Origin of the sequence: Microcoleus sp. B7-D4, from assembly GCF_036705125.1 — a bacterium.
In the GTDB taxonomy this organism is placed as follows: domain Bacteria; phylum Cyanobacteriota; class Cyanobacteriia; order Cyanobacteriales; family Microcoleaceae; genus Microcoleus.
The window spans coordinates 20,782-41,503 of the sequence record NZ_JAUBTT010000002.1; the positions used below are offsets into that span (position 1 = coordinate 20,782).

Sequence of the window (20,722 nt, forward strand, 5' to 3'; positions counted from 1 at the left end):
CGCAGGCTAGCAGCTATGCTCAGCACAAACTCAGCACCAGCTCAGTAAAAGTTGCCACTTCCCAAATTATTAAATGAATCTACCTCAGTTGACATGAATGATTCAATAATTCAGCTATTTATTAACTTAATTACTACTCAGATTGGTTTGCGAATACGGTCGCAAGATCGTTCGGCTTTGTCTCACAAAATTTTGACTCGGATGAGAGCCAAAAAAATTGCCGAACCCGAAAAATATTATAAACTTTTAACTGCCCAAACTTTGGAAAGTAAAAACGAATGGACAGAATTAGTATTACTATTAACAACAATTGAAAGTTATTTTATGCGAGATAAAGGACAGTTTTCTCTGTTAAATAGAGTAATTTTTCCTGAATTGATAGAGCAGAAAAGAAACTTGCACAAGACCTTGGGAATGCAGCCGACGCTGCGAATCTGGAGTGCGGGGTGCTCCACCGGTGAAGAACCTTATTCTTTAGCTATTGTTTTAAAACAGTTGATTCCCGATTGGGATCAATGGAAAATATTAATTTTAGGTACAGATATCAATGAAAAAGTAATCAAAAAAGCGCCCCAGGGAGTTTACAGTCATTGGTCGTTTCGCTTGGTTGAACCGCAGATACAAAAGCAATATTTTCATCCGAGGGAAAATGATTGGGAAATTAATCTAGAATTGCGCCAAAGTGTAAACTTTAGCTGTGTAAATTTAATCACAGATGAGTTTCCTAATATTTACCAAAATCTTTATAACATAGACTTAATTTTGTGTAGAAACGTTTTTGTGTATTTTGAACATAAGTATATTTCACTGGTACTGAAAAAATTTTCCAATACCCTGAGACCTGGAGGATATTTAATGACCGGTCACGCTGAAGTTTACGGTCAAATTATGAACGAGTTTGAACCCAAGATTTTTCCGGAGTCGGTGGTGTATCAGCGTCGGGATGCAGTACCGGAGGAAGGCGGTCAAATAGAGTCTAGGGTTGCAACGGTAAGGGAAGCCAACTCGGCATTTCGGGAATTCCCGAAAGCAGATACTATGGGCGATGATAGTGGTGAGTTGCTAACATGGGAAACTATGCCACCTAGTTTTACTACTAACAGCAATTTTACAGAGATAGAGATGCCGCCCGTATTAAAAATAAGTAATCCGCTGGGGAAGATGCTGCCATCTCCCTATCTGGAGGAGGGCTTGCCGAACAATGCCGTTTCAGTTACAGAAAAAATAATAGCAGAAAATACTCAAAATAAAACGCCTCAAATGCTAATTTTAGAGGCTAAAAAATCATTTAAGAATAAAAATTATGCTGAGGCGCTCAACAAGGCACAAGAGGCAATAGACTTGCAGGGACATAATTTTGAGGCTTATTATTTGATGGCTCAAGTTCAGGCAAATTCCGGCAATTATTCTCAGGCAATAGAATACTGTAATCGAGCTAGAAAAGTCGATCCGGGTTCAGTATTTACTGATTATTTACAAGCTCACATTGCTGAAGAACAGGGGCAATTGGAAACAGCAAAGAATTTATTAAAGAGGACTATTTATATGTGTCCCTCTTTTGTTTCAGCTTATATAGAACTAGGGAATATATACAATAAAGAAGGTCAAGTAAAAAGAGCTATTAAAATGTACAATTCATCTTGTGAAATTCTGAAAGCACTACCGCCAAATACTCCCATAGATTCACAGGGAAAAATGACAGCTAATCAAGTGCTGATGAATGTTAAAAAAAAATTGTTAAAATTATACAGTAAAGAAACTGTACACTAAAATATGGAAACTAAACCGTATCTTATTTTTGAACAGAACGGTTTTCTCTGCGGTATAGAAGCCTGTTACGTTCGGGAAATTTTCTTTCTGCCGGAGTTGACAGCAATTGCAGAAGCACCTCAAGATATTGTTGGGGCGATCGACCTTCGGGGCGAAATTCTGCCCGTGATGGATCTGAATCTTCGTTTTGGATACGTTTGGCAAGAGTATGCTGTGACAGATAGTACGATCGTCCTAGAGTGGCAAGAATCGAAACTCGGTATAATTGTCAATCAAGTTCGCGAAGTTAAGGAAATCTCAGAAGATGCCATCACTCCGCAGCTATCTTACGGGCGAGATAATTCAGAAGCCTCTCATCATTTTGTAGCGGGATTGGCCCGCTGCGAAGCCGATATTATCATGCTGCTGAATCTCGATTCCTTAATTAGATATTCTCCCAAAAAGTCAGAGGAAAGCTGGCCTCTTTCTCCAAGCAGTGCAGGTAGTGAAGAAACAGCAGGTGAGGCAGAGACGAAAAATTTAAAGTGGCAAATAAATGGAAAATGGTTAGGCGAAAATCCTAAAATTCTGAGCAAGCGGGACGTTTTTTGCCCGCAGGCTACGCCGGAAGAAAAGGCAATTTTTAAATTGCGGGCTAATAATTTAAGGCGACAAGGCGAGGGGGAAAATGGTGCTGCACTTAATATGTCTTTGGCAGTGTTTGCTTTGAATGGCGAATACTTGGGTATTCCTTTAGATTTAGTGCGCGAATTTACTGACATTGGTCAAGTAACTCCTGTTCCTTGCACTCCAGATCGCATAGTGGGAAATATAAATTTACGGGGAGAAATTGTGACGCTAATTGATATTCGCAGTGTTTTAAATATGTCTTTAAATATGTCGGACTCTGCCAATTATCTCTCTAAGGCGATCGTTGTTGAAGTTGGGGATTTAGTCACTGGTATAGTTGTTGACGAAATATTAGATATTATATACTTAAATGTGTCGGAAATTGCGGCTGTTCCGACTGCACTGTATTCTGCCAACCGCGAATATCTAAGGGGGACAGCTCTTTACGGGGAAAAAATGATGGCTATTCTGAACTTGCCCAAACTCCTGAGCAAAGGAGGACTTGTTGTTGATGAGGAGGTTTGAATCAACAAGTTATCTCAATTATATCAATTTCGGTTGCACGATCGCGATGATTGTTGACGTTTCACGGTTGAGACTGAACGATTGACAGTGAGTCGAAAAGGTGCAAATTGCGCTGATATATGGAAGATACATATGGAGACGACTTGACTCGACTTTACCACGACGATGCTAGCAGATTTTATCTTCTATAGTGCGTCTAAATGAGTTGTAAAATTAAGGTATGTCCACTCCCCCCGTGCTTAAGCGGATCGGGGTAGGCACTCTTGCCACTAACCCTACCAATCTGCATAAATGATTTAGACTTGCTATATAGCAACCGCCAATACGGTGAGGAAGTTGTTTATGGCCCAAATCATTGATTTTATTGCTTCTTCCTTCTTTTTAACTTGCCATTCGACTAGGCTCAGGGGGCCGATCGCGCCCTGATCGTAACCGAATGGCGATCGGCTTCGCCTCCCCTGAGCGTAGTCAAAGGGAAGCGAGCCGAAGCGGCTTCTTCCTTCTTCCTTCAACATACGCTATACCAAATCCCCTCGCTTTTCAAGCCATATTGGACTAAAATTAAGGAGAAAAATATGTTTGCTAACTTAATAAAATTCAATATTAGAAAGAGAATGCTGCTTGCATATGTAGCGCCAGCAACTATATACTTGGGTTTTCCCGTGCTAGTTTATACAACCACTAATCAGGTATTGAGTAATTTTCAAGAAGTAGAAAGGATCGAAAATGTGATCAGACACACAAATAATATGTCTGCAGGTGCCGAGCAAATGGTACGGGGGTTGCGCGGGTATTTAATTAATAATAAAAACACTGACTTTTTAAATGATTTTCAAACAGGTTTAGAATTAGCTCGCCAGTCGGCTAATAGTGTTGAGTCAATGATCCAAAATCCTGAACAAAAAGAACGTTTAGAGAAGATGCTACAACTCTGCAACCAATATTATGAGAGTTCTAACGAAATGATGGTTTTTTTACAACAAAATAAGAGGGCGGAAGCCGTGGCTATATTTAACACCGGAAAACAGACAAAATTTGTGAATGAATTTGTGGAAGTGAATAAGCAATTTCGCGACATTGAAGTCAATGCGATTAAGCAAGCCACCGCAAAAACTAAGGAATCTTTAGTTTTCTTGCTCTGGGCTGTGGTATTTGCTTCCGTACTTTTATTGGTGTTAGGTACTATTATAGCTGGGTTGATTTCGTCAGGAATTGCCCAAACTATCGATCGGGCAATTAGCTCGATCGCCACTTCTTCCACTGAGATTGCAGCCACCGTGGAAGAACAGGAACGCATGGCAAGTCAGCAAGCTGCTTCAGTAAATGAAACTACTACTACAATGGACGAATTGGGAGCATCTTCCAGGGCTACCTCACAGCAGATAGAAACAGCCGTGGTTCAAGCAATGCAAGCTTTGAATTTAGCTGGAGGTGGCACAAAAGCTGTAGAACAAACTTTAGAAGCAATGGCAACTCTCAAAACTAAAGTTCAGGATATCCAAGGACAAATTATAGAGTTGAGCGAACAAACAGATCACATTGGTAATATCTCAACTGTAGTTAGCGATTTGGCAAATCAGACTAATATGTTAGCACTCAATGCTGCTGTGGAAGCCGTGCGGGCGGGGGAACATGGCAAGGGGTTTGGCGTGGTGGCGTCAGAAATTCGCAAACTTGCCGATCGCAGTAAAAAATCTGGAGCGCAAATTAATCTATTAGTTGCTGATATTCAAAGGGCGATTAACTCAACTGTAATGGTGACAGACGAAGGAACTAAAACAGTGGAATCCGGCGTGAATATTGCCTCAGAAACCGCAGTGGCATTTGCAGGAGTTGCCAATGCCATTAACAATGTGGTTTTGAGCTCTCAGCAAATTTCTCTGAATGCCAAACAGCAAGCGATCGCGATCGAACAGGTAGTGCAAGCTATGAACTCCCTCAATCAAGCGGCAGCCCAAACCGCTTGCGGTATCAGTCAAACTAAAGTCGGCACTCAAAAATTGAATGAAGCAGCCTTAGATTTGAAAGCAGTTTTGTAGGAGATCGATGAATTATGAGTAGTTCCCAAAAAAGGCCCAATATATCCTTAAAAATTAAATCAATTGCTTTGGCGATCGGCATCGCTACAATTCCAGCGATATTAACGGGAGTAATAACTTGTTTCTGGGCAAATCAGAACCTAATCTCAAATCAGCAGTGTAGTTAGTTGTGATTTGTGAGTTATTATTTGGGAGTTGTTATTTTTTCTTTAGTACCAATTCCCAATTCCCTATACTTAGGCTACGCGAGCGTACAATTTTCCAATTCCCTATATTTCGGCTACGCGAGCGTACAAGTTCCCAATTCCCTATACTTAGACTATGCGAGCGTACAAGTTCCCAGTAACCAATCCTCCGTAACCAATGATGAACAAATTTTTCCAAAAAATGCAGCACCGACTGCTCCTACTCCTAATTTTAAGTACCTTGATTCCAGTATCTCTGGTTGGTTGGTATGGAATTTCTTCTTCAACAGAAGCACTACAAAATTTAGCATTAATAACCCTTAGTGACAGTGTTAATTCCACCGCCAATCAAATGATTAACCAATTTGACAATCTGAGAGCCGATATTTTGTTTCTCCGCAAAACTCCCCCAGTTCAGGGAATGATTAGAGCTAGAGAAGGAAAGGGAGTAGACAAACAAACTAATTCAACTTATAAAGATTGGGTTTATCGAATGCAACTCACATTTTTATCGTTGATGGAAGCCAAGCCCTATTATATGCAATTGCGTTACATAGATAACAGCGGTAAGGAGATCGTGCGCGTAGATTCTGACGGCACAAATCTCCAAGTTATTCCAGATTCTCAACTACAAAATAAAGCAGACGCAGATTACTTTTCGGCAACTATGAAGCTAAAATCAGGAGAAGTCTATGTGTCTTCCTTAAATCTGAATGAGGAAAGGGGGAAAATAGAAATTCCTTACAAGCCAACCATTCGCTACGCCACTCCAATTTTTAATGCCAAAGGACAAAGACAAGGCTTTGTCATTACGAATGCTCTGGGTAGCACTTTGCTCGATATGGTTAAAAATTTTAATCCTGAACTATCAGACCAATCTTTTATCTTAAATCAAGATGGGTATTATCTGGCTCATCCCAATCCTCAAAAAGCATGGGGATTGGAACTCAAAACTAAGGAAAATGTCAAAAATGATTATTCAGGAGACATTGTTGCTAAAATACTCTCAGGTGGCAAGGGAAATATTGACAAGACGGATCTAGTGATTAGCTATAATACAGTTTTTCCCAGCCAGGAAAATAAAAATAAATTTTTAGTAATTGTGGATACTTCACCCAAAAGGTTGCTATTTTCTTCTATTGATTCTCTTCAGAAAATAGCAGCGTTTATTGCTATTGTTTCCCTGGCTGTGGTGCTGGGATTTGGCTGGTTTTTTTTGCAACAGATTGTTGCTCTCATTCGGGGGTTGATTTACCAAATATCGTCATTTTCACTGCAAATAGAATCTAATATGAATCGGCAAGAGCAAATAGCAGATCGGCAATTTGTCTCTGTCAATCAAACAACTATAACTCTAGAAAATTTGGGCAGATCTTCTCAGCAAACAGCCGAGCAAGCTGAGTCTGTTGCCGCTGCCGCTCGCCAAGCTTTAAATCTCGCCGAAGAAGGTACTAAAAAGGTAGATCAAACTCTCAATCAAATGCTGAATCTTAGAGAAGCTGTGGTGGCAATTTCTAAGCAAAATCATCGACTCGACGACAGCACGAGTCAGATTGGCAATATATCGACTCTCGCAAGTTTGGTTAGCGATTTAGCCAGCCAAACTAATATGCTGGCTCTCAACGCTGCTGTTGAAGCAGTCAGAGCCGGTGAGTACGGTAAAGGTTTTGCGGTGGTAGCAAGCGAAATTCGTAAGTTAGCAGATGAAAGCCAACAAGCAGCACAAAAGATTAATGGTATTGTTCCAGAAATTAAGGGCGCGATCGACTCTACGGTGAAAGCAACTGAAGATAGTCGCAAAACGGTTGCAGAAGGGGTGAAAACAGCACAAGATACGGCCGAAGCTTTTACGGGTGTGAGGGAAGCTTGCAATCTGGTGTTTGCTAGCAACCAGCAAATTTCTTTTAATGTTAAACAGCAGGCGAGCGCAATTCAGCAAGTAGGTGATGCCATGAGTTCTATGAAGGAATCCGCGTCTCAAACAGTCAGCGGCATTAATCAAGTTAAAATCGGTACTCAACAACTCACAGAAGCTGCATTTAATCTTAAAAAAGTAGTGTAGTCAGTAGTCATTAGTCATTAGTCAGTAGTCATTAGTCATTAGTCATTAGTCATTAGTCATTAGTCATTAGTCATTAGTCATTAGTCAGTAGTCAGTAGTCATTAGTCATTAGTCATTAGTCATTAGTCATTAGTCATTAGCAATCGACTGAGTAGTCAAGATAATTATCATTACCAATTGCCCATAAGCCATGCTCAATTACCTATTACTCAAAAACATATATGATGATTGAAGATCAAGAACTTCGAGATGTATTTAAAGTCGCTAGTCAAGAACACTTACAGAAACTAGATGACGGATTGCTGTACTTAGAACAACATCCAGACGACTTCGCTCAGTTAGAACAATTGTTGCGGGAAACCCATTCTCTTAAAGGTGATGCTGGGATGCTGGGAGTAAAAAATGTAGCATCTTTAGCTCATCAAATGGAGCATATTTTGGGAGGTGTCAAGCGGGGAGAAACTCCACTAAATTCAGATATTAGCGATCGACTTTCGCAAGGTTTAGAGGCCATCCGCAAACTCGTTAACGAAGCCGTTACCGGCCAAGATTCCGGCATTAATACATTTTATATCCTCGCTAGCATGATGGGTGCTTCTAGTCAGTTACAGCCACAGGCGGCCGCCTCAATAGTAGAGCCATCATCTTCACCAGTACCAGAACAACCGTTGGTAGAACCGCAATTTACTGAGCCTCCTACCCAACAACCAGAAACCAACGTTGAAAATTCAGAAGTCGTTAACTTAGAGAAGAATTCCTCTTTTTTACCCCGACAATCCCAGCCCGAATTTCCACTGCAAGCTCACAACTTGCCTGCACCTTCTGAACCCGCCCCTGCGTCGGCGTCGCAGTCGGCAGTTACTGCATCCTCTACCTCATCTTACCGCATTGAAACCATTCGCGTTGCTACTCAAAATTTAGACGATTTAATGACTCAAGCAGGGGAACTTACTGTCACAAAAACTCGGCTAGGACACCGAGTTGCAGAGCTCGAACAAATTACAACTTTGTGGGAAGAGTGGAGCCGAGAATATTTTGTAACGAGCTTGACTCTCGATCGGATGCAAATAGATGAAAACGGTATTAAAGCCAACGGTAAGTTTAGCCAATTGCAGGATTACTATCAACGTACAGAAGAACGTTTGGAACGTCTCGGAACTTTAGTCAACCGCTTGAGAAATCGAGTTTATGAAGATACTGCCAGACTCGAATTAATCGCCGAGGCATTAGAATCAGGAATTCGCACTCTGAGACTGCTGCCTTTGTCTACTATTTTTAATTTATTTCCTCGAACTGTTCGAGACTTAGCGAAACGGGAAGGTAAAGAAGTTGCATTAGTGATTGAAGGAGGCGAAACTACAGCCGATAAACGCATTTTAGAGGAAATGAAAGACCCTTTAATGCACATGATTAGAAATGCGATCGACCACGGTATTGAAACTGTTGAGGAGCGGAAACAACTAGGTAAACCTCCCGTGGCTACTCTCCGAATTAAAGGCTATAATATTGCTAGCAATATTATTATTGAAGTTGCTGATGATGGTCGGGGACTAAATCTAGAGAGCATTAAACAAACGGCTGTCAAACGTAATCTTTGTACGCTTGAACAACTGGCAGAAATGACAGAAAATCAAGTACAATCTTTAATTTTTACTCCTGGTTTTTCGACCAAAAAATTTGTTACCGAAGTTTCGGGCCGCGGGGTGGGCTTAGATGTAGTTCGCACTAATGTTGAAGCCCTAAAAGGTAGTATTCAAGTAGAGTCTTTACCGGGAAAAGGATGCACTTTGAGGCTGCAAATCAGCACGTCTTTAGCTACAGCAAATGTATTAATTGTCGTAGTTGAAGACATTCCTTATGCTCTGCCAGTCGAGTTTGTAGACACGGCACAACAGGTGTCTCCGTCTGAGATATTTGCTATAGAAGGTAAGGAAACTATACTTTCCAAGGGTCAGCCTCTGTCAGTTGCTCATCTGACAGATTTACTAGAATTAAACACTAGACAAGGCTGGCAAAAGAATCGGTATTTGAGACAGGAAACCGGGAGTGAAAGTCTGATAAAAAATCAAAAATACTTCGTAAATTCCACTTCAAAAATGCCTTGTATTGTTTTGAAAGTCGGGGAGGAAAGATTGGGATTATTTGTAGATGCTTTGATAGACGAACAGGATGTGGTGATGAAACCTCAAAGTCAATTGCTGAAACGGGTGCGAAATGTTTCGGGTGCAACCATTCTCGCTACTGGGGAAGTTTGTATGGTACTCAATCCCCACGATTTGATAAAATCTGTACGCCAGCAAGTTTCGTCTCGTGGGGTTGGGAGTGCGCGATCGCAACTTGAGACTGCCAGCAGAAAACAAGTTATACTATTAGCAGAAGACTCGATCGCCACGCGCACTCAAGAAAAACGCATCCTGGAAGGTGCGGGTTACGAAGTTGTGACTGCGGTAGACGGATTGGATGCTTTCCATAAATTGAAAACTCGCGATTTTGATGCTGTGATTTCTGACATACAAATGCCAAATTTAGACGGCTTGGCCCTGACTATTAAGATTCGGGAGCAAAAAGAATACAGTGAGTTGCCGATAATTTTAGTGACATCTTTGGCATCGGATGAAGATAAAAAAAGAGGTGCTGATGCGGGGGCAAATGCTTATATTCCTAAAGGTACTTTCAATCAAGATGTGCTGGTAGAGACACTAAAAAGGTTAGTGTAGTCATTAGTCATTAGTCATTAGTCATTAGTCATTAGTTATTAGCTATTTGTTATTTACTACCAATTAGCAAGGCCCAATGCCCTGTGTCTAGTGAAAAATTCCCCGTGCATGGATGCCGAATTTATCATTTCCCGTTCCCCATTCCCCATTTCCCAGCAAACTGATGTTATCGCCCATTAAACTATTGTTAGTTGAAGATTCTCCAGTAGTTACGCTCGTCCTCAAACGAATTTTTGAGTCCTCGCCAGACATCCAAGTTGTAGGAACCGCTTGCAACGGATTAGAAGGACTAGAATTAATCCCCAAACTTCAGCCCCAAGTAATCTGTACGGATTTGAACATGGTACCAATGAACGGGTTAGAATTTACGGAAGAAGTAATGAAGAAATATCCGCTACCAATTTTAGTAATTAGTGCTTCAGTGCAAGCGAATGATACTCAGAATGTATTTCAACTGTTAAAGGCTGGTGCATTGGATGTTTTTCCGAAACCGATTGGCGGGTTGGTATCTGATTACGCTCGCCTCGCCAATCAATTAATAGCTAAAGTTAAAATCCTCTCAGGAGTTAAAGTATTTACACGGCATCAAAAAAAGATGCCAACAGAATATAATAATAATCAAGTTGTAAAAATCAACCAAGCACCAGTTGCTAATTACAAGTTCTCCAACGAAAATATTAAATCTCCAACTATTAAAGTATTGGCTATAGGGGCTTCAACAGGGGGACCGCAAGCACTGTACACGATTATTTCTAAACTTCCGGCTAGTTTTCCAGTGCCTATAATTTGTGTCCAGCACATCAGTGAAGGTTTTTTGCAAGGATTAGTTGATTGGCTGGGTAATGAATCGAAACTGCCTGTTAAGATAGCTTCTTTTGGGGAATTGCCACAAGCAGGGACTGTTTATTTCCCGCCCGAAAAACGTCATTTAGAATTGGACTCTCAAGGGCGATTTGTTTATTCAGAATCGGCTCATGTCGCGGGACACTGCCCTTCTGTAACGGTGACATTTAAGTCGGTAGCTAATTTTTATAGTCGGGCAGCAGCGGGGGTTTTGCTGACAGGAATGGGTAGAGATGGTGCTGACGGAATGTTGGCTATCGCCACACAAGGGGGGTTGACAATCGCCCAAGACGAAGCTAGCTGCATTGTCTTCGGAATGCCCAAGGAGGCGATCGCCCTCGGTGCCGCCCAATATGTTCTACCTGTCAGTGCGATCGCTCCCCTACTCCTGGCAAAATTAAAAATTTAGGACTTACCTCGCAAATAGTGCAGAATACCCCGCCCCCCGACTTGTTAAAGAAGTCGAGGCTCAGAGAGCGCGAACCCAACTTTTTAGTTAATTAATTACTCAAATTACTTCATTAATTACTCAAAACTGATTTTTTTTTATTCCGATTATTTGATTTTGATAAACTTACCAATTACCTCGCGCAACTTATCAGCATCAAAAGGCTTAGTTAAATACTCTGTTGCTCCCGCCAAACGCCCCTGTACCTTATCAAAGGCTCCATCTCGCGCTGTCAGCATTACGATCGGCAAATTCTGAAACTGAGGCAAGCTCCGCACCGTGCGGCAGAGTTCCAATCCGTCAATACCAGGCATCGAAACATCGAGCAACAAAACCGAAATTTGTTCGTGATAAATCGTTGACAAAGCATCCACTGCATTGTCGGTTACGAGAACTCGAAACTCTTTGCTTAAGGCCTGTTTAACAAGTCCTTGCATCACGACGCTATCATCAACTGCCAAAATAGTTGGTACTTGACTGCTACTTGCAGACATATTCTTCTCCCTGTTTATTTATAGTTGTTGAAAATACCAAACATAATTCCCGCCGTCATTTTTTGAGAGTTGTCTCTGTGCAATAATTGTCAACCCCGTTGGAGCGTTAGTTGAAACTTTAGCCCGGTTTTTTTTACCTCAAGCCCAAAAAAAGGGATTGGGAGAGTGGTCGATCGGCAATTACAACAGTTGCAAAATGTGCATCCGGGCCCATAAACCCTAAAAGGTCGAGTTTGAACAACTCTTGTTACAAAGTTTAACATCTTACCAATCTTTTGTAATTCATCTCCTAACTGTAGTTGAACGGTCGGAATCGGCACAGCTCGGTAAAGGACACTGGTATTGTGGCACAAACCCCTGATTTAAATCTACCAGCAAGCCAGCTACCCACGATTAGACAAGTCTGTTAAAATACAATTAAACTGATTAAAAAATTAAAGGTAAGCAATAGTCATATATTTGGGAAAGCGGCTTCCTCCCAACAGAGGCTCTTAGATTTAGAGAGCCGGAGGTATTCAAAAGCATAGTCAACTGGAAGTATAATTTATATAGTCTTAGATCTGGGGTGCTCTAACTCCCATAACCCAAAAGTTTCCAGATCAGTCAAGAGGTTAGTCGGAATTTGGCGCAAGCAGCCTGCGCCGAATTTGCGCCCACAGTCTCCCATCACACAATTCATAGCTTGTTTTTCTCGAAAGTATTGAGAAGGGCGGTTGCCAGCAACTAGACGGGCAGTTACACATGATGAAAGCACCCTTGCCTCTTGATAAAAAAGTGTTCAAGCTCCATAACATTGACTTGTATCAGCTTCTCGGCTCTGCTCCAGACGCTTGCTTGGACAATTTGGTAGGTTTGGCAGCTCAGCTTAGCCGAACTCCTATTGCTTTCTTGAGCTTGATTGACGGAAACCGCCACTGGTTGAAGTCGCAGCTAGGTATCGATCGAACTTTGGCCCACCGTTACCTGAATTTTTGCGCTCGCGCCCTGGATCAAATTCCCGAAGAGTTCGCAGTCGGCTCAAACTCAAACTCGGAATTTGACCGGGCAATTCCCCTGCAAAAACCGCCAGTTGCTCCCGAATTGGCGATCGAACTCCCTATAAATTCCTTTAAAGGACTGCCTGCAGCCATTGTTCGAGACGCTTCCACAGATGTGAGATTTGGCGAGCATCCGCTGATCGTTTTCTACCCCTTCGTGAAATTTTACGCCGGAATCCCAGTTGTTAGCTCAGATGGGCAGGTGCTGGGAGTGCTATCCGTCATGGACTCGGTGCCGCGAGACTTGACAAAAGAAACGATAGAAGCTCTCCAAGCTTTAAGTCGGCAAGTTGCGAGTTTGGTGGAGCTGCGCTGGCAATTAGTCAAAGCCCAGAAACAGTTGCCAGAGGTAGAAGATATCAGCTCGAACAGCCAGCAAATCTCGGAGTTAGTTCCTGGCTCTAACCGATCGAGCTGGTATGCGGTACATACGCCACAGAGTAGCAGGACAATATACGGAACAAAAAAGCTCCCGACGCTGGGGGAAACAGGCAAATCTCAATATGGGTGGGAAGCTTCAGCGGGCATCGGGCGCGCGGACGATACCCAACAAATCCGAGAAATCGTTGCCGGCCCCCGCGACACCTCGGATCGCCAACTAACGGCAGCATCCCTACAAGAGCGAGCTCGCTTGGGAACCCTGCAAGCTAAAGTCGGTGCAGCCCTCGGACAAGGCGGGAAAATATCGGTCATCCTCAACCGCTGCACCGAGGCAATGGTAGAGTACCTAGACGCCACAGGGGTGAGCATCTGGACTTTCAACCAGCAGACAGAGCGGTTAGAATTGCAGGCAAATTCAGGACTTAGCAGCCAAGAGTGGGCACGGGAAATAGAAGATTGGGTGCGAACAGAAGCCGGAAACCTCCAAACGGCTCCTGTGTGCCTACTGTCGAACCCGTCTCTCTGCGCCGCCTATCCGCTGATTGTGGAGGATCGGTTGGTGGGAGTGATGGCTCTGTGCAGTAACGCTTTGGCAAGCGAGGGAGCGCTAGAAGTTCTGGGCTGCATGGCTAACGCCATCGCCGTGGCGATCGATCGCGTCACTGCCCGAGAAGAATTGTTGAGCCGCCGCGAAGCCCTGCTCTTCGGCCTCGCCAGCCAGATGCGGAATTCCCTCGATCTCGACAAAATTTTAGATACGGCTGTCAACGAAATTCGCAGCTTGTTGCAGGTTGACCAGTGCTACTTTTTGTGGTATTCCATCTCGCGAGACGGGCAGCCAAGCTTTGCAATCACCCACGAAGCGGCAAATCCCGAACTGAAAGACCGACTTACAGAATACCCGATCGAACAAGTAACCCTGCTGGCCGAGAAAATTAGCCACCGCCAAACGCTCCGGCTCGGCGACACTGCCACAGCACTGTGCATCGAACCGCCCACGCGAGCTTTTTTGAGCAGTATCGGGATTGTTTCTAACCTGCTGCTGCCTGTCAAGACTCGCTCCGGTCAAATGGGTGCTGTAGTTTGTAACCATTACAGCAGCCACCGTTCTTGGGCGACGAGCGAAGTGGAATTGCTGCAAGCGGTGGTGGATCAATTGGCGATCGCGATCGACCAAGCCGAACTCTACGCCCAAACCCGGGCGGCAGCCTTAGCAGCTCAAACTCAAGCCCGCCAACTTACGGAAACTTTGCTGCAGTTGCAGCAGAAAGAAGCTCAGCTCATCCAAAACGAAAAAATGTCCTCTCTCGGTCAAATGGTCGCCGGCGTCGCCCATGAAATTAACAATCCGGTTAATTTTATTTACGGCAACTTGACTTATTGCAAGCAGTACATGAAAAATCTGCTGGATTTGCTGCACTTGTATCAAAAGCACTACCCCGAGCCTTGCCCCGAAATACTCGACAAAAACGAAGAAATCGATGTTGAGTTCATAGTGCCGGATTTGCTGAAAATTCTGTCTTCAATAGAGATGGGAACTGAACGCATCCGCCAAATTGTCCTGTCTCTGCGGAACTTCGCACGGCACGACGAAGCCGAGATGAAGCCGGTGGACATTCACGAAGGGATTGACAGCACGCTGCTGATTTTGCAGAGTCGCTTGAAGTCAAACGGGCTAGTGCCGGGAATTGAGGTAATTAAAGACTACGGCAACTTGCCGAAGGTAGAGTGCTATCCCGGACAGCTCAACCAAGTATTTATGAATATTTTGGCGAATGCGATCGACTCTTTGGAAAATCAGCCTCCGCCCAAGACGATCAAAATCTCGACGGCGGTGGTGAACCCAGACTCGGAGGCTGATGAGTCAGGAAAGTCGAGGGGTCAAGTTGTGGTGATTCGGATTCAAGACAGCGGGCCCGGATTGCCCGAAAAAGCTAAATGCCACTTGTTTGACCCTTTCTTTACCACTAAACCTGTAGGCAAGGGTACGGGGCTCGGCTTGTCTATCAGCTACCAGATAGTGGTGGAAAAACACGGAGGAAGTTTGAAGTGTATCTCGGAACCGGGACAGGGAGCGGATTTCAGGATTGAAATCCCCGTAGCTCGCCCCCCTGCGAGCAAAGCATAAACCTGCAGGCGACGGGTTCCAAAAACATTTTTTAAATTTTATTGTCAAAATGCTTGACAGATTCCCGTGTCTGGGTGTTACTATATTAAATGTTGAGACGTTGGGGCGTCGCCAAGTGGTAAGGCAGCTGGTTTTGGTCCAGCCATTCAGAGGTTCGAATCCTTTCGCCCCAGTTAAATTGTATCCAGTAAATCAATTGTTAAACTCACCGTTTAGAGTTAGCGCTTGGCAGACGAGAGAAAAACGACTTCATTACGACAAACTTAATTAGCACTTGCTCATATCATGTCTGATCGAGTGACCGTGATTAAAAGGGCGGGTTTTTGAGATTGTCAATTATTGGCAGATATTTTTCGTGAACCCGCCCTTACCCTATTAAGGGTAATGGGCCGGACATAGTATCATAGGATATCAGAAACCGGATTTATTTATGCGGGTTTTAGCTAACCTAAAAGCATAGAGTTGTGGTCAAAAAATTGTTTTTTTTGGCCGCCAGTACCCATTTTTCGCAGAAACAGTTGTTTGTGCATAATCTCACTTCTGACCGCGCCGGAATTGTAAAATCGAGTCAACATTCAACACTCATATCAAATCCGGTTGCATTGGAATGATTAAACCGCTGTTGACGCAGAGAAAACAGAGGAAGAGAACAGAGAGACGAATAATTCCGATGCTACCCGATTGCATCTAACCATCATTCAGTTTTTCGACTAACAGTCAACAGTCAACAGTCAACAGGCACTACTCCATATCACTGCAAAGTGCTGGGGCCACGATCGTTTAGCCGATCGAAAACGTATCGGGAAATTGCAGGAAATGCTGTTTCGTCCTTGGAATAAGCAGGATCGTCTGCGAAAACAACTAAGATATAAATGGCGCGATCGTCTAAAGTTCTCACAAATGCCGCTTCGCTGCGGGATTTGGAAGTATAGCCTACTTTGGAACCAAAATAAATATTAGGTGGTAAAGATTCGCCGAGAAATCCTTGTATTGAGTTGAGAGGGTCTTTTTTCCAAGCCTTGGGGTCTAAGTCTCTCGTTAGCAAGTAAGCCATTTTGCGGCTGGCGACGCTGGAAACCGCTTGCCTAGTATAGATTTCATATATTAATCTGGCTGCTTGGTCGGTAGTTACTTGATTGCGAATCGGCACAGAAGCATCGCCCCGCAATTGCAAGTCGCGACCGATTGGCCCTTCTTGTCTTAAATAGTATATGGGATAATTTTTGGTGCTTATACGAAGATCATTGTAGCCGGCCGACTGGAAAAATGTGTTAATTTGAGTGCGCTTTTTCAGCCAGGTTTGCAACTCTTCTCCTGCGAGCCTGCCGCCGGATTTTGTATCTGTGATTTTGTCTAAAAGTCGGCTGGCAGCATCGTTATTGGAGACGCGCATCATTTGTTCTAGGTCGTTTTTAAAGGCAGATTCTCTTTGCGTAATGATGCCTTTTTCTATGGCTGAGTAGAACGCTGCCATCCAAAATAACTTGGCAACGCTAGCGGGAAATCGGAGAGTTTGATTTTGATATCCAGCAAAGGTGTGACTTTGGGAATTGCTGACATCAAATAGGGTAATTGATAGCCGTTCTGCGGGCAGTCCTTTGCTGGTTGCAATTTTCACAGATTCATCAACAATCCCTTGCAATTCTTGAGAGTAAACTGGATTGGGAGGTGTTTTGATGTTGTAGCTAAAGGTAGGCTCGCTTTGACGATCGGCTAAATTTTCCGATGGTTCAATTGTCGGAGGCGAGAGTGTTTCTTGAGGCGAGACGGCCTGTTGAGGCAATATGACTGGCGGTTCTGGGGCACGGCGAATTCTGAACGGTATTGTGACAATCCAACCGATCGCGATCGCCCCGGCAATTAAACACAAAATGTTACGGTATTTTAGCCGAGAAAATTTCGTCCTCACTCGGCGACGAGATGGCACTGGGCCTTCGCTGCTTTGGCGTCGGCGTCCGACGGGGCGCTGGCTGCTTTGGCGTCGGGATTGGATTAGACCTGTTGCATGAATCTTTGCTTGATCGGTCAACCGCAGATACAAGGCAGATGAACGCAGATTAACCCAGATAATTCCCAGAATTGAGAGCGACTTTTGCAAGAGGTCTATGGGGCGTCGGGTCGGGATTGGGCGACGACGAGATAGCACCGGGCGCTCGGTGCTTTGGCGTCGGGACTGGAATGGGCGCTCGGTGCTTTGGCGTCGGGACTCGATTGGGGGTTGCGGCCCGATGGGGCGGCGTCGGCGTTCTACTTGCATTACAGTTTTGTGCTATCAAACTCGCACGATCAGTTTATAATAGGGCGGCATCTAAATGACAAGTGTATCGATCTAGTCCGCTGTTGCCAAGTTTATCTGTCTACTAGGCTGATTGAGAATTCTAGTAATTGTAAAATTTTCAGGATAGCACTGAGTTGAAGCAAAATCCTTTGAAAAACATGAGAAATTTTTGGAGTCTGGCTGTTTTGGGATTTGCGATCGTCGGCGTGAATAATTCTTTGATACCTGATGTTTGGGCATTTCAGTCTCAATCTGCAGCGGGATATGTTGTCGATCGACAAACAGCAGGACAGGGCGCGGATGTAGCGTTTTCCTTGACGGGAGAAAGCGAAAATCGGGAAGTAACAAACAAGCAAACTGTTTCCAGTTTTCCGAGTATGTTGTGGGACTTCAACAATTTAGCGGAAATTTCCTATTCCGAATTGCTGAAAGTGCTGGCGAGACGACCAGACTCAAATAATTCAAATAACACGGAGAGAGAAACCGCTGCACAACCTGAAGACATAGCACGTTTTGAACAGGTTGTACAGTATGCAAAACAACAAAATTTGCACGATCGCTCGATGGGAGAAATCGTCCAGGCAATCGCCAATAATTTCCTAGGGAAGCCCTACGCCGCTGGTTTGCTGGACAAATCCGGCGAAGAAAAGTTGATCGTAACTTTGAATAAATTTGATTGCGTTTTATTTGTAGAAACCGTTTTGGCGATCGCCAGGGGCGTAGCAGTACAAGATTACGACTATCAAAATTTTGTAAATCGCATAGAAGAACAGCGGTATTTAAACGGTAAAATCAACGGTTATTGCAGCAGATTGCACTATTTTTCCGAATGGATTAACGACAATCAAAAACGGCAAACTGTGGAAAATATCACGGCTGAATTAGGGGGAGTACCCATGAATAAAACACTAAATTTCATGAGTCAGCACCGCAGCAGTTACCCGCAAATGGTCAAAGACGAAACGACTTATCAGTGCATAGTCAGCCAAGAAGCAGAGTTAGCCAAAACTACTGTTAATTACATCCCCACAAATCAGATAAAAAGTGTTTATTCTCAGTTAAAACCAGGGGATATTGTAGCGGTAGCCACGGATGTTAAAGGATTGGATGTCACCCACACCGGTTTAGTATACCGCAATGCTGACGGCAATATGGGTTTAATTCACGCTTCGCCGGCTGGGGAGGTGACAGTTGCTTACGACTTGCAGAGATATATTAGCAGAGTCGAAAGTGCGATCGGCATTGTAGTCGCTAGGGCAAAAACACCTAATTAAATTGGTTTGTACTCCTAGGGTGTATCAGCTTGCATTATTTTAGCTAAAAATTCCACTTTTCTGTGCTGACACACCCTACAAACTAAAGAAACCGGATTTTTTGCTGAATTTGCGGGTGACAAGGCGTCTTTTTGTAAAAAAACCCGGTTTCTGGGCCCCCATGCGTAAGCCTCCAATCATATCGTTTCCGGTTGCATCGGAATAATAAAATCGAGTCAACAGTTAACACTCAACCATTGAGTTTTTCCACCCCTCCTTCTACAGTCAACAGTCAACAGTCAACAGTCAACAATCATAAAGAGTGCAACCGGAATTGATATCAATTGACAATTTCGCTGCGAGATACCTTACTCTTTCTAGCAGGATTTGGCGTTAATTCCGGCGGCGAAACTTGAACACTTCCCCACTCATTCAAAAAGCTTTTCAGCAAAACCTCTTGCTGAGTGCGAAATGTCTCGACATTTGCCCCTCCATTCATAATCACAAACCACACAGTTTCTTGTTTTTGAGTTGGCAGCGCTCCGCCCAAAGCGCTAACATTATCCAAGGTGCCAGATTTGACTACTGCTAATTTTGGAAGCGCCCGTTCTGCCAGTATTCCTTCATCTTTTCCAACTACAGTTAAGACATCAGCAACTGTCATGCTGTAAGGTTCAAGATAGCGTTCTAAAGCTAGAAATAGCGCGCAAGCAGCCCGTGGAGAAATGAGATTTTCTTCGCTCAATCCCGAACCGTTGACGAGTTGAATTTCTGCGGGAGGAACTCCGGTTGCTGCTGCTGCTTTTTGCGCGACTGTTTTAGCGCCACCGACAGTATCAGCTAGCATATCTGCCATGAGATTGTTGCTGTACTGATTCATTTTTTTGATCAGTTCGGCGAGGGGCAAAGAATAATGTTTGACTAAAGGCTGCACGTCATTGGGAGGTGCTGACAAAACTTTTACAGTACCATCAATTGCTATTTGGGGTTTGGGCGTATTGGGAGGCAGTGTTTGATACTGGGCAGCGGCTTCGCTGGGCCAGATTTGACTGTTCAATCCTTGTTTGAGCAATTCTCCCGATTTGAGGGGATCAAGTTCAAAGTTCATGTAAAACTTATCGACAATTATCAAATTGCCACTGACTCGCTTGATGCCTTTTTGATTTAAGGCGTTACCGAGGGCGATCGCCTCTTCCCAAACAAACAACGGATCTTCGCTTCCGCCCACAATTAAATCGCCTTTTAATACGCCGTTTTCAATTTTTCCCGTTGTACCAATTAAGGTAATAAATTGATGTTCCGGCCCGAATTGTTGCAGCGCTACGAGAGATGTTGCTACTTTGGTAATAGAAGCGGCTGACAGAGGAACGGTACCTTGATGATTGGCTAGCAAAGTATTGCCAGATTGCATCCAGACGCCTTGGTTTTCTTTGGCAAAACCTTGGGCGGCTAAGCCGTTGAGATATTGCTGGATTTTGGTATTTGTGGGGGTTTCGGGATTGGTAGCAGAGACTATTAAGGGCTGAGGCTGACTTGGTTTAACTGGCGGCGGGGAAGATTCAGCTACAGGAGAGGGAGATGCAAGTTGAGGTGATTCAGTAGCTGCACATCCGGCAATAATTGTGAGAAGGGCGATCGAACTCGCAGCAGTCAAGTAGCGGTTTTTCAGCATTACTTTAATTTTTTTCATCATAATGTACGATCGTCTGTTCGGCACGCCCGATGGAAAGTTTAGCATTCTTCTCGCGCGTGGGGCGAGCCTCCGGATCTGCATTACCAAACTCCCGAACCGCTAAAATTGCCTATCTTCTTCCTTCTCCATCTTTCTTCGCGCACTTCGCGTCTTCGCGGTTCGTTAAATATATCTCCTTGAAATGCTTCGGAAACCCATCTTCAGCGCCTGGGGCCTTCACCCCAGGCCGATCGCTCTCACAAATTTTCGATAAACTGGTT

The 20,722-nt window shown here is 43.9% G+C and carries 12 protein-coding genes and 1 tRNA gene; 9 read left to right on the forward strand and 4 right to left on the reverse strand.

The genetic code is table 11. From position 1 onward, the window contains the following. Window positions 1-93: 93 nt before the first annotated feature. Both QUB12_RS00910 and QUB12_RS00915 read left to right on the forward strand, forming a co-directional pair. On the forward strand, window positions 94-1,770 hold the full coding sequence (locus tag QUB12_RS00910) for a CheR family methyltransferase (RefSeq protein ID WP_333305050.1): 1,677 nt from the start codon (window positions 94-96) through the stop codon (window positions 1,768-1,770). Between the two features lie 3 nt (window positions 1,771-1,773). After that, window positions 1,774-2,904 carry a chemotaxis protein CheW gene (locus tag QUB12_RS00915; RefSeq protein WP_333305052.1) on the forward strand — a complete coding sequence of 377 codons (1,131 nt, stop codon included), beginning with the start codon at window positions 1,774-1,776 and terminating at the stop codon, window positions 2,902-2,904. 305 nt (window positions 2,905-3,209) lie between these two features. Here the strand turns inward: QUB12_RS00915 and QUB12_RS00920 are convergent, their stop codons facing one another. Next, the gene (locus QUB12_RS00920; RefSeq protein WP_333143891.1) at window positions 3,210-3,419 is read right to left on the reverse strand and encodes a hypothetical protein; all 210 of its coding nucleotides are present in this window, start codon (window positions 3,417-3,419) and stop codon (window positions 3,210-3,212) included. A 99-nt stretch (window positions 3,420-3,518) separates the two neighbouring features. Here QUB12_RS00920 and QUB12_RS00925 point away from each other — a divergent pair, with 99 nt between their 5' ends. The 4 genes from QUB12_RS00925 (at window position 3,519) to cheB (ending at window position 11,159) form a co-directional block, all read left to right on the forward strand. Continuing rightward, on the forward strand, window positions 3,519-4,943 hold the full coding sequence (locus QUB12_RS00925; RefSeq protein ID WP_445300647.1) for a methyl-accepting chemotaxis protein: 1,425 nt from the start codon (window positions 3,519-3,521) through the stop codon (window positions 4,941-4,943). A gap of 363 nt (window positions 4,944-5,306) precedes the next feature. Beyond that, complete coding sequence (locus QUB12_RS00930) at window positions 5,307-7,190, forward strand: methyl-accepting chemotaxis protein (RefSeq protein WP_333143889.1); 1,884 nt, start codon at window positions 5,307-5,309, stop codon at window positions 7,188-7,190. Window positions 7,191-7,414: 224 nt separating this feature from the next. Beyond that, a complete protein-coding gene (locus tag QUB12_RS00935; protein ID WP_333143915.1) occupies window positions 7,415-9,907 on the forward strand; it encodes a hybrid sensor histidine kinase/response regulator in 2,493 nt (830 codons plus the stop codon). 163 nt (window positions 9,908-10,070) lie between these two features. Further along, window positions 10,071-11,159, forward strand: coding sequence for a chemotaxis-specific protein-glutamate methyltransferase CheB (gene cheB / locus QUB12_RS00940; RefSeq protein ID WP_333143888.1), 1,089 nt, complete (start codon window positions 10,071-10,073; stop codon window positions 11,157-11,159). 146 nt (window positions 11,160-11,305) lie between these two features. Here cheB and QUB12_RS00945 read toward each other — a convergent pair whose 3' ends face one another. Further along, window positions 11,306-11,692: a response regulator gene (locus QUB12_RS00945; RefSeq protein ID WP_015175702.1), complete on the reverse strand. Its 387-nt coding sequence runs from the start codon at window positions 11,690-11,692 to the stop codon at window positions 11,306-11,308. 741 nt (window positions 11,693-12,433) lie between these two features. Here QUB12_RS00945 and QUB12_RS00950 point away from each other — a divergent pair. Together QUB12_RS00950 and QUB12_RS00955 are read left to right on the forward strand one after the other, a co-directional pair. Next, complete coding sequence (locus QUB12_RS00950) at window positions 12,434-15,238, forward strand: GAF domain-containing protein (RefSeq protein ID WP_333305056.1); 2,805 nt, start codon at window positions 12,434-12,436, stop codon at window positions 15,236-15,238. A gap of 101 nt (window positions 15,239-15,339) precedes the next feature. After that, window positions 15,340-15,411, forward strand: a tRNA-Gln gene (locus QUB12_RS00955). Window positions 15,412-15,989: 578 nt separating this feature from the next. On the opposite strand, the gene QUB12_RS00960 is transcribed toward QUB12_RS00955, so the two are convergent. Then, window positions 15,990-17,495 carry a serine hydrolase gene (locus QUB12_RS00960; RefSeq protein ID WP_333305058.1) on the reverse strand — a complete coding sequence of 502 codons (1,506 nt, stop codon included), beginning with the start codon at window positions 17,493-17,495 and terminating at the stop codon, window positions 15,990-15,992. 179 nt (window positions 17,496-17,674) lie between these two features. Here QUB12_RS00960 and QUB12_RS00965 point away from each other — a divergent pair, with 179 nt between their 5' ends. Further along, complete coding sequence (locus QUB12_RS00965) at window positions 17,675-18,790, forward strand: N-acetylmuramoyl-L-alanine amidase-like domain-containing protein (RefSeq protein ID WP_333305060.1); 1,116 nt, start codon at window positions 17,675-17,677, stop codon at window positions 18,788-18,790. A 319-nt stretch (window positions 18,791-19,109) separates the two neighbouring features. Here the strand turns inward: QUB12_RS00965 and QUB12_RS00970 are convergent, their stop codons facing one another. Continuing rightward, window positions 19,110-20,507 carry a D-alanyl-D-alanine carboxypeptidase gene (locus QUB12_RS00970; RefSeq protein WP_333305063.1) on the reverse strand — a complete coding sequence of 466 codons (1,398 nt, stop codon included), beginning with the start codon at window positions 20,505-20,507 and terminating at the stop codon, window positions 19,110-19,112. Window positions 20,508-20,722 lie beyond the last annotated feature (215 nt).

Bases quoted from the DNA above. Each gene is read 5' to 3' on its own strand.
- QUB12_RS00960 (WP_333305058.1), bottom strand. From the start codon at position 17,495: ATGCAAGTAGAACGCCGACGCCGCCCCATCGGGCCGCAACCCCCAATC.
- QUB12_RS00925 (WP_445300647.1), top strand. From the start codon at position 3,519: ATGCTGCTTGCATATGTAGCGCCAGCAACTATATACTTGGGTTTTCCC.
- QUB12_RS00920 (WP_333143891.1), bottom strand. From the start codon at position 3,419: ATGTTGAAGGAAGAAGGAAGAAGCCGCTTCGGCTCGCTTCCCTTTGAC.
- QUB12_RS00915 (WP_333305052.1), top strand. From the start codon at position 1,774: ATGGAAACTAAACCGTATCTTATTTTTGAACAGAACGGTTTTCTCTGC.
- QUB12_RS00945 (WP_015175702.1), bottom strand. From the start codon at position 11,692: ATGTCTGCAAGTAGCAGTCAAGTACCAACTATTTTGGCAGTTGATGAT.
- QUB12_RS00930 (WP_333143889.1), top strand. From the start codon at position 5,307: ATGATGAACAAATTTTTCCAAAAAATGCAGCACCGACTGCTCCTACTC.
- QUB12_RS00950 (WP_333305056.1), top strand. From the start codon at position 12,434: ATGATGAAAGCACCCTTGCCTCTTGATAAAAAAGTGTTCAAGCTCCAT.
- QUB12_RS00970 (WP_333305063.1), bottom strand. From the start codon at position 20,507: ATGCTAAACTTTCCATCGGGCGTGCCGAACAGACGATCGTACATTATG.
- QUB12_RS00965 (WP_333305060.1), top strand. From the start codon at position 17,675: ATGAGAAATTTTTGGAGTCTGGCTGTTTTGGGATTTGCGATCGTCGGC.
- cheB (WP_333143888.1), top strand. From the start codon at position 10,071: ATGTTATCGCCCATTAAACTATTGTTAGTTGAAGATTCTCCAGTAGTT.
- QUB12_RS00910 (WP_333305050.1), top strand. From the start codon at position 94: ATGAATGATTCAATAATTCAGCTATTTATTAACTTAATTACTACTCAG.
- QUB12_RS00935 (WP_333143915.1), top strand. From the start codon at position 7,415: ATGATTGAAGATCAAGAACTTCGAGATGTATTTAAAGTCGCTAGTCAA.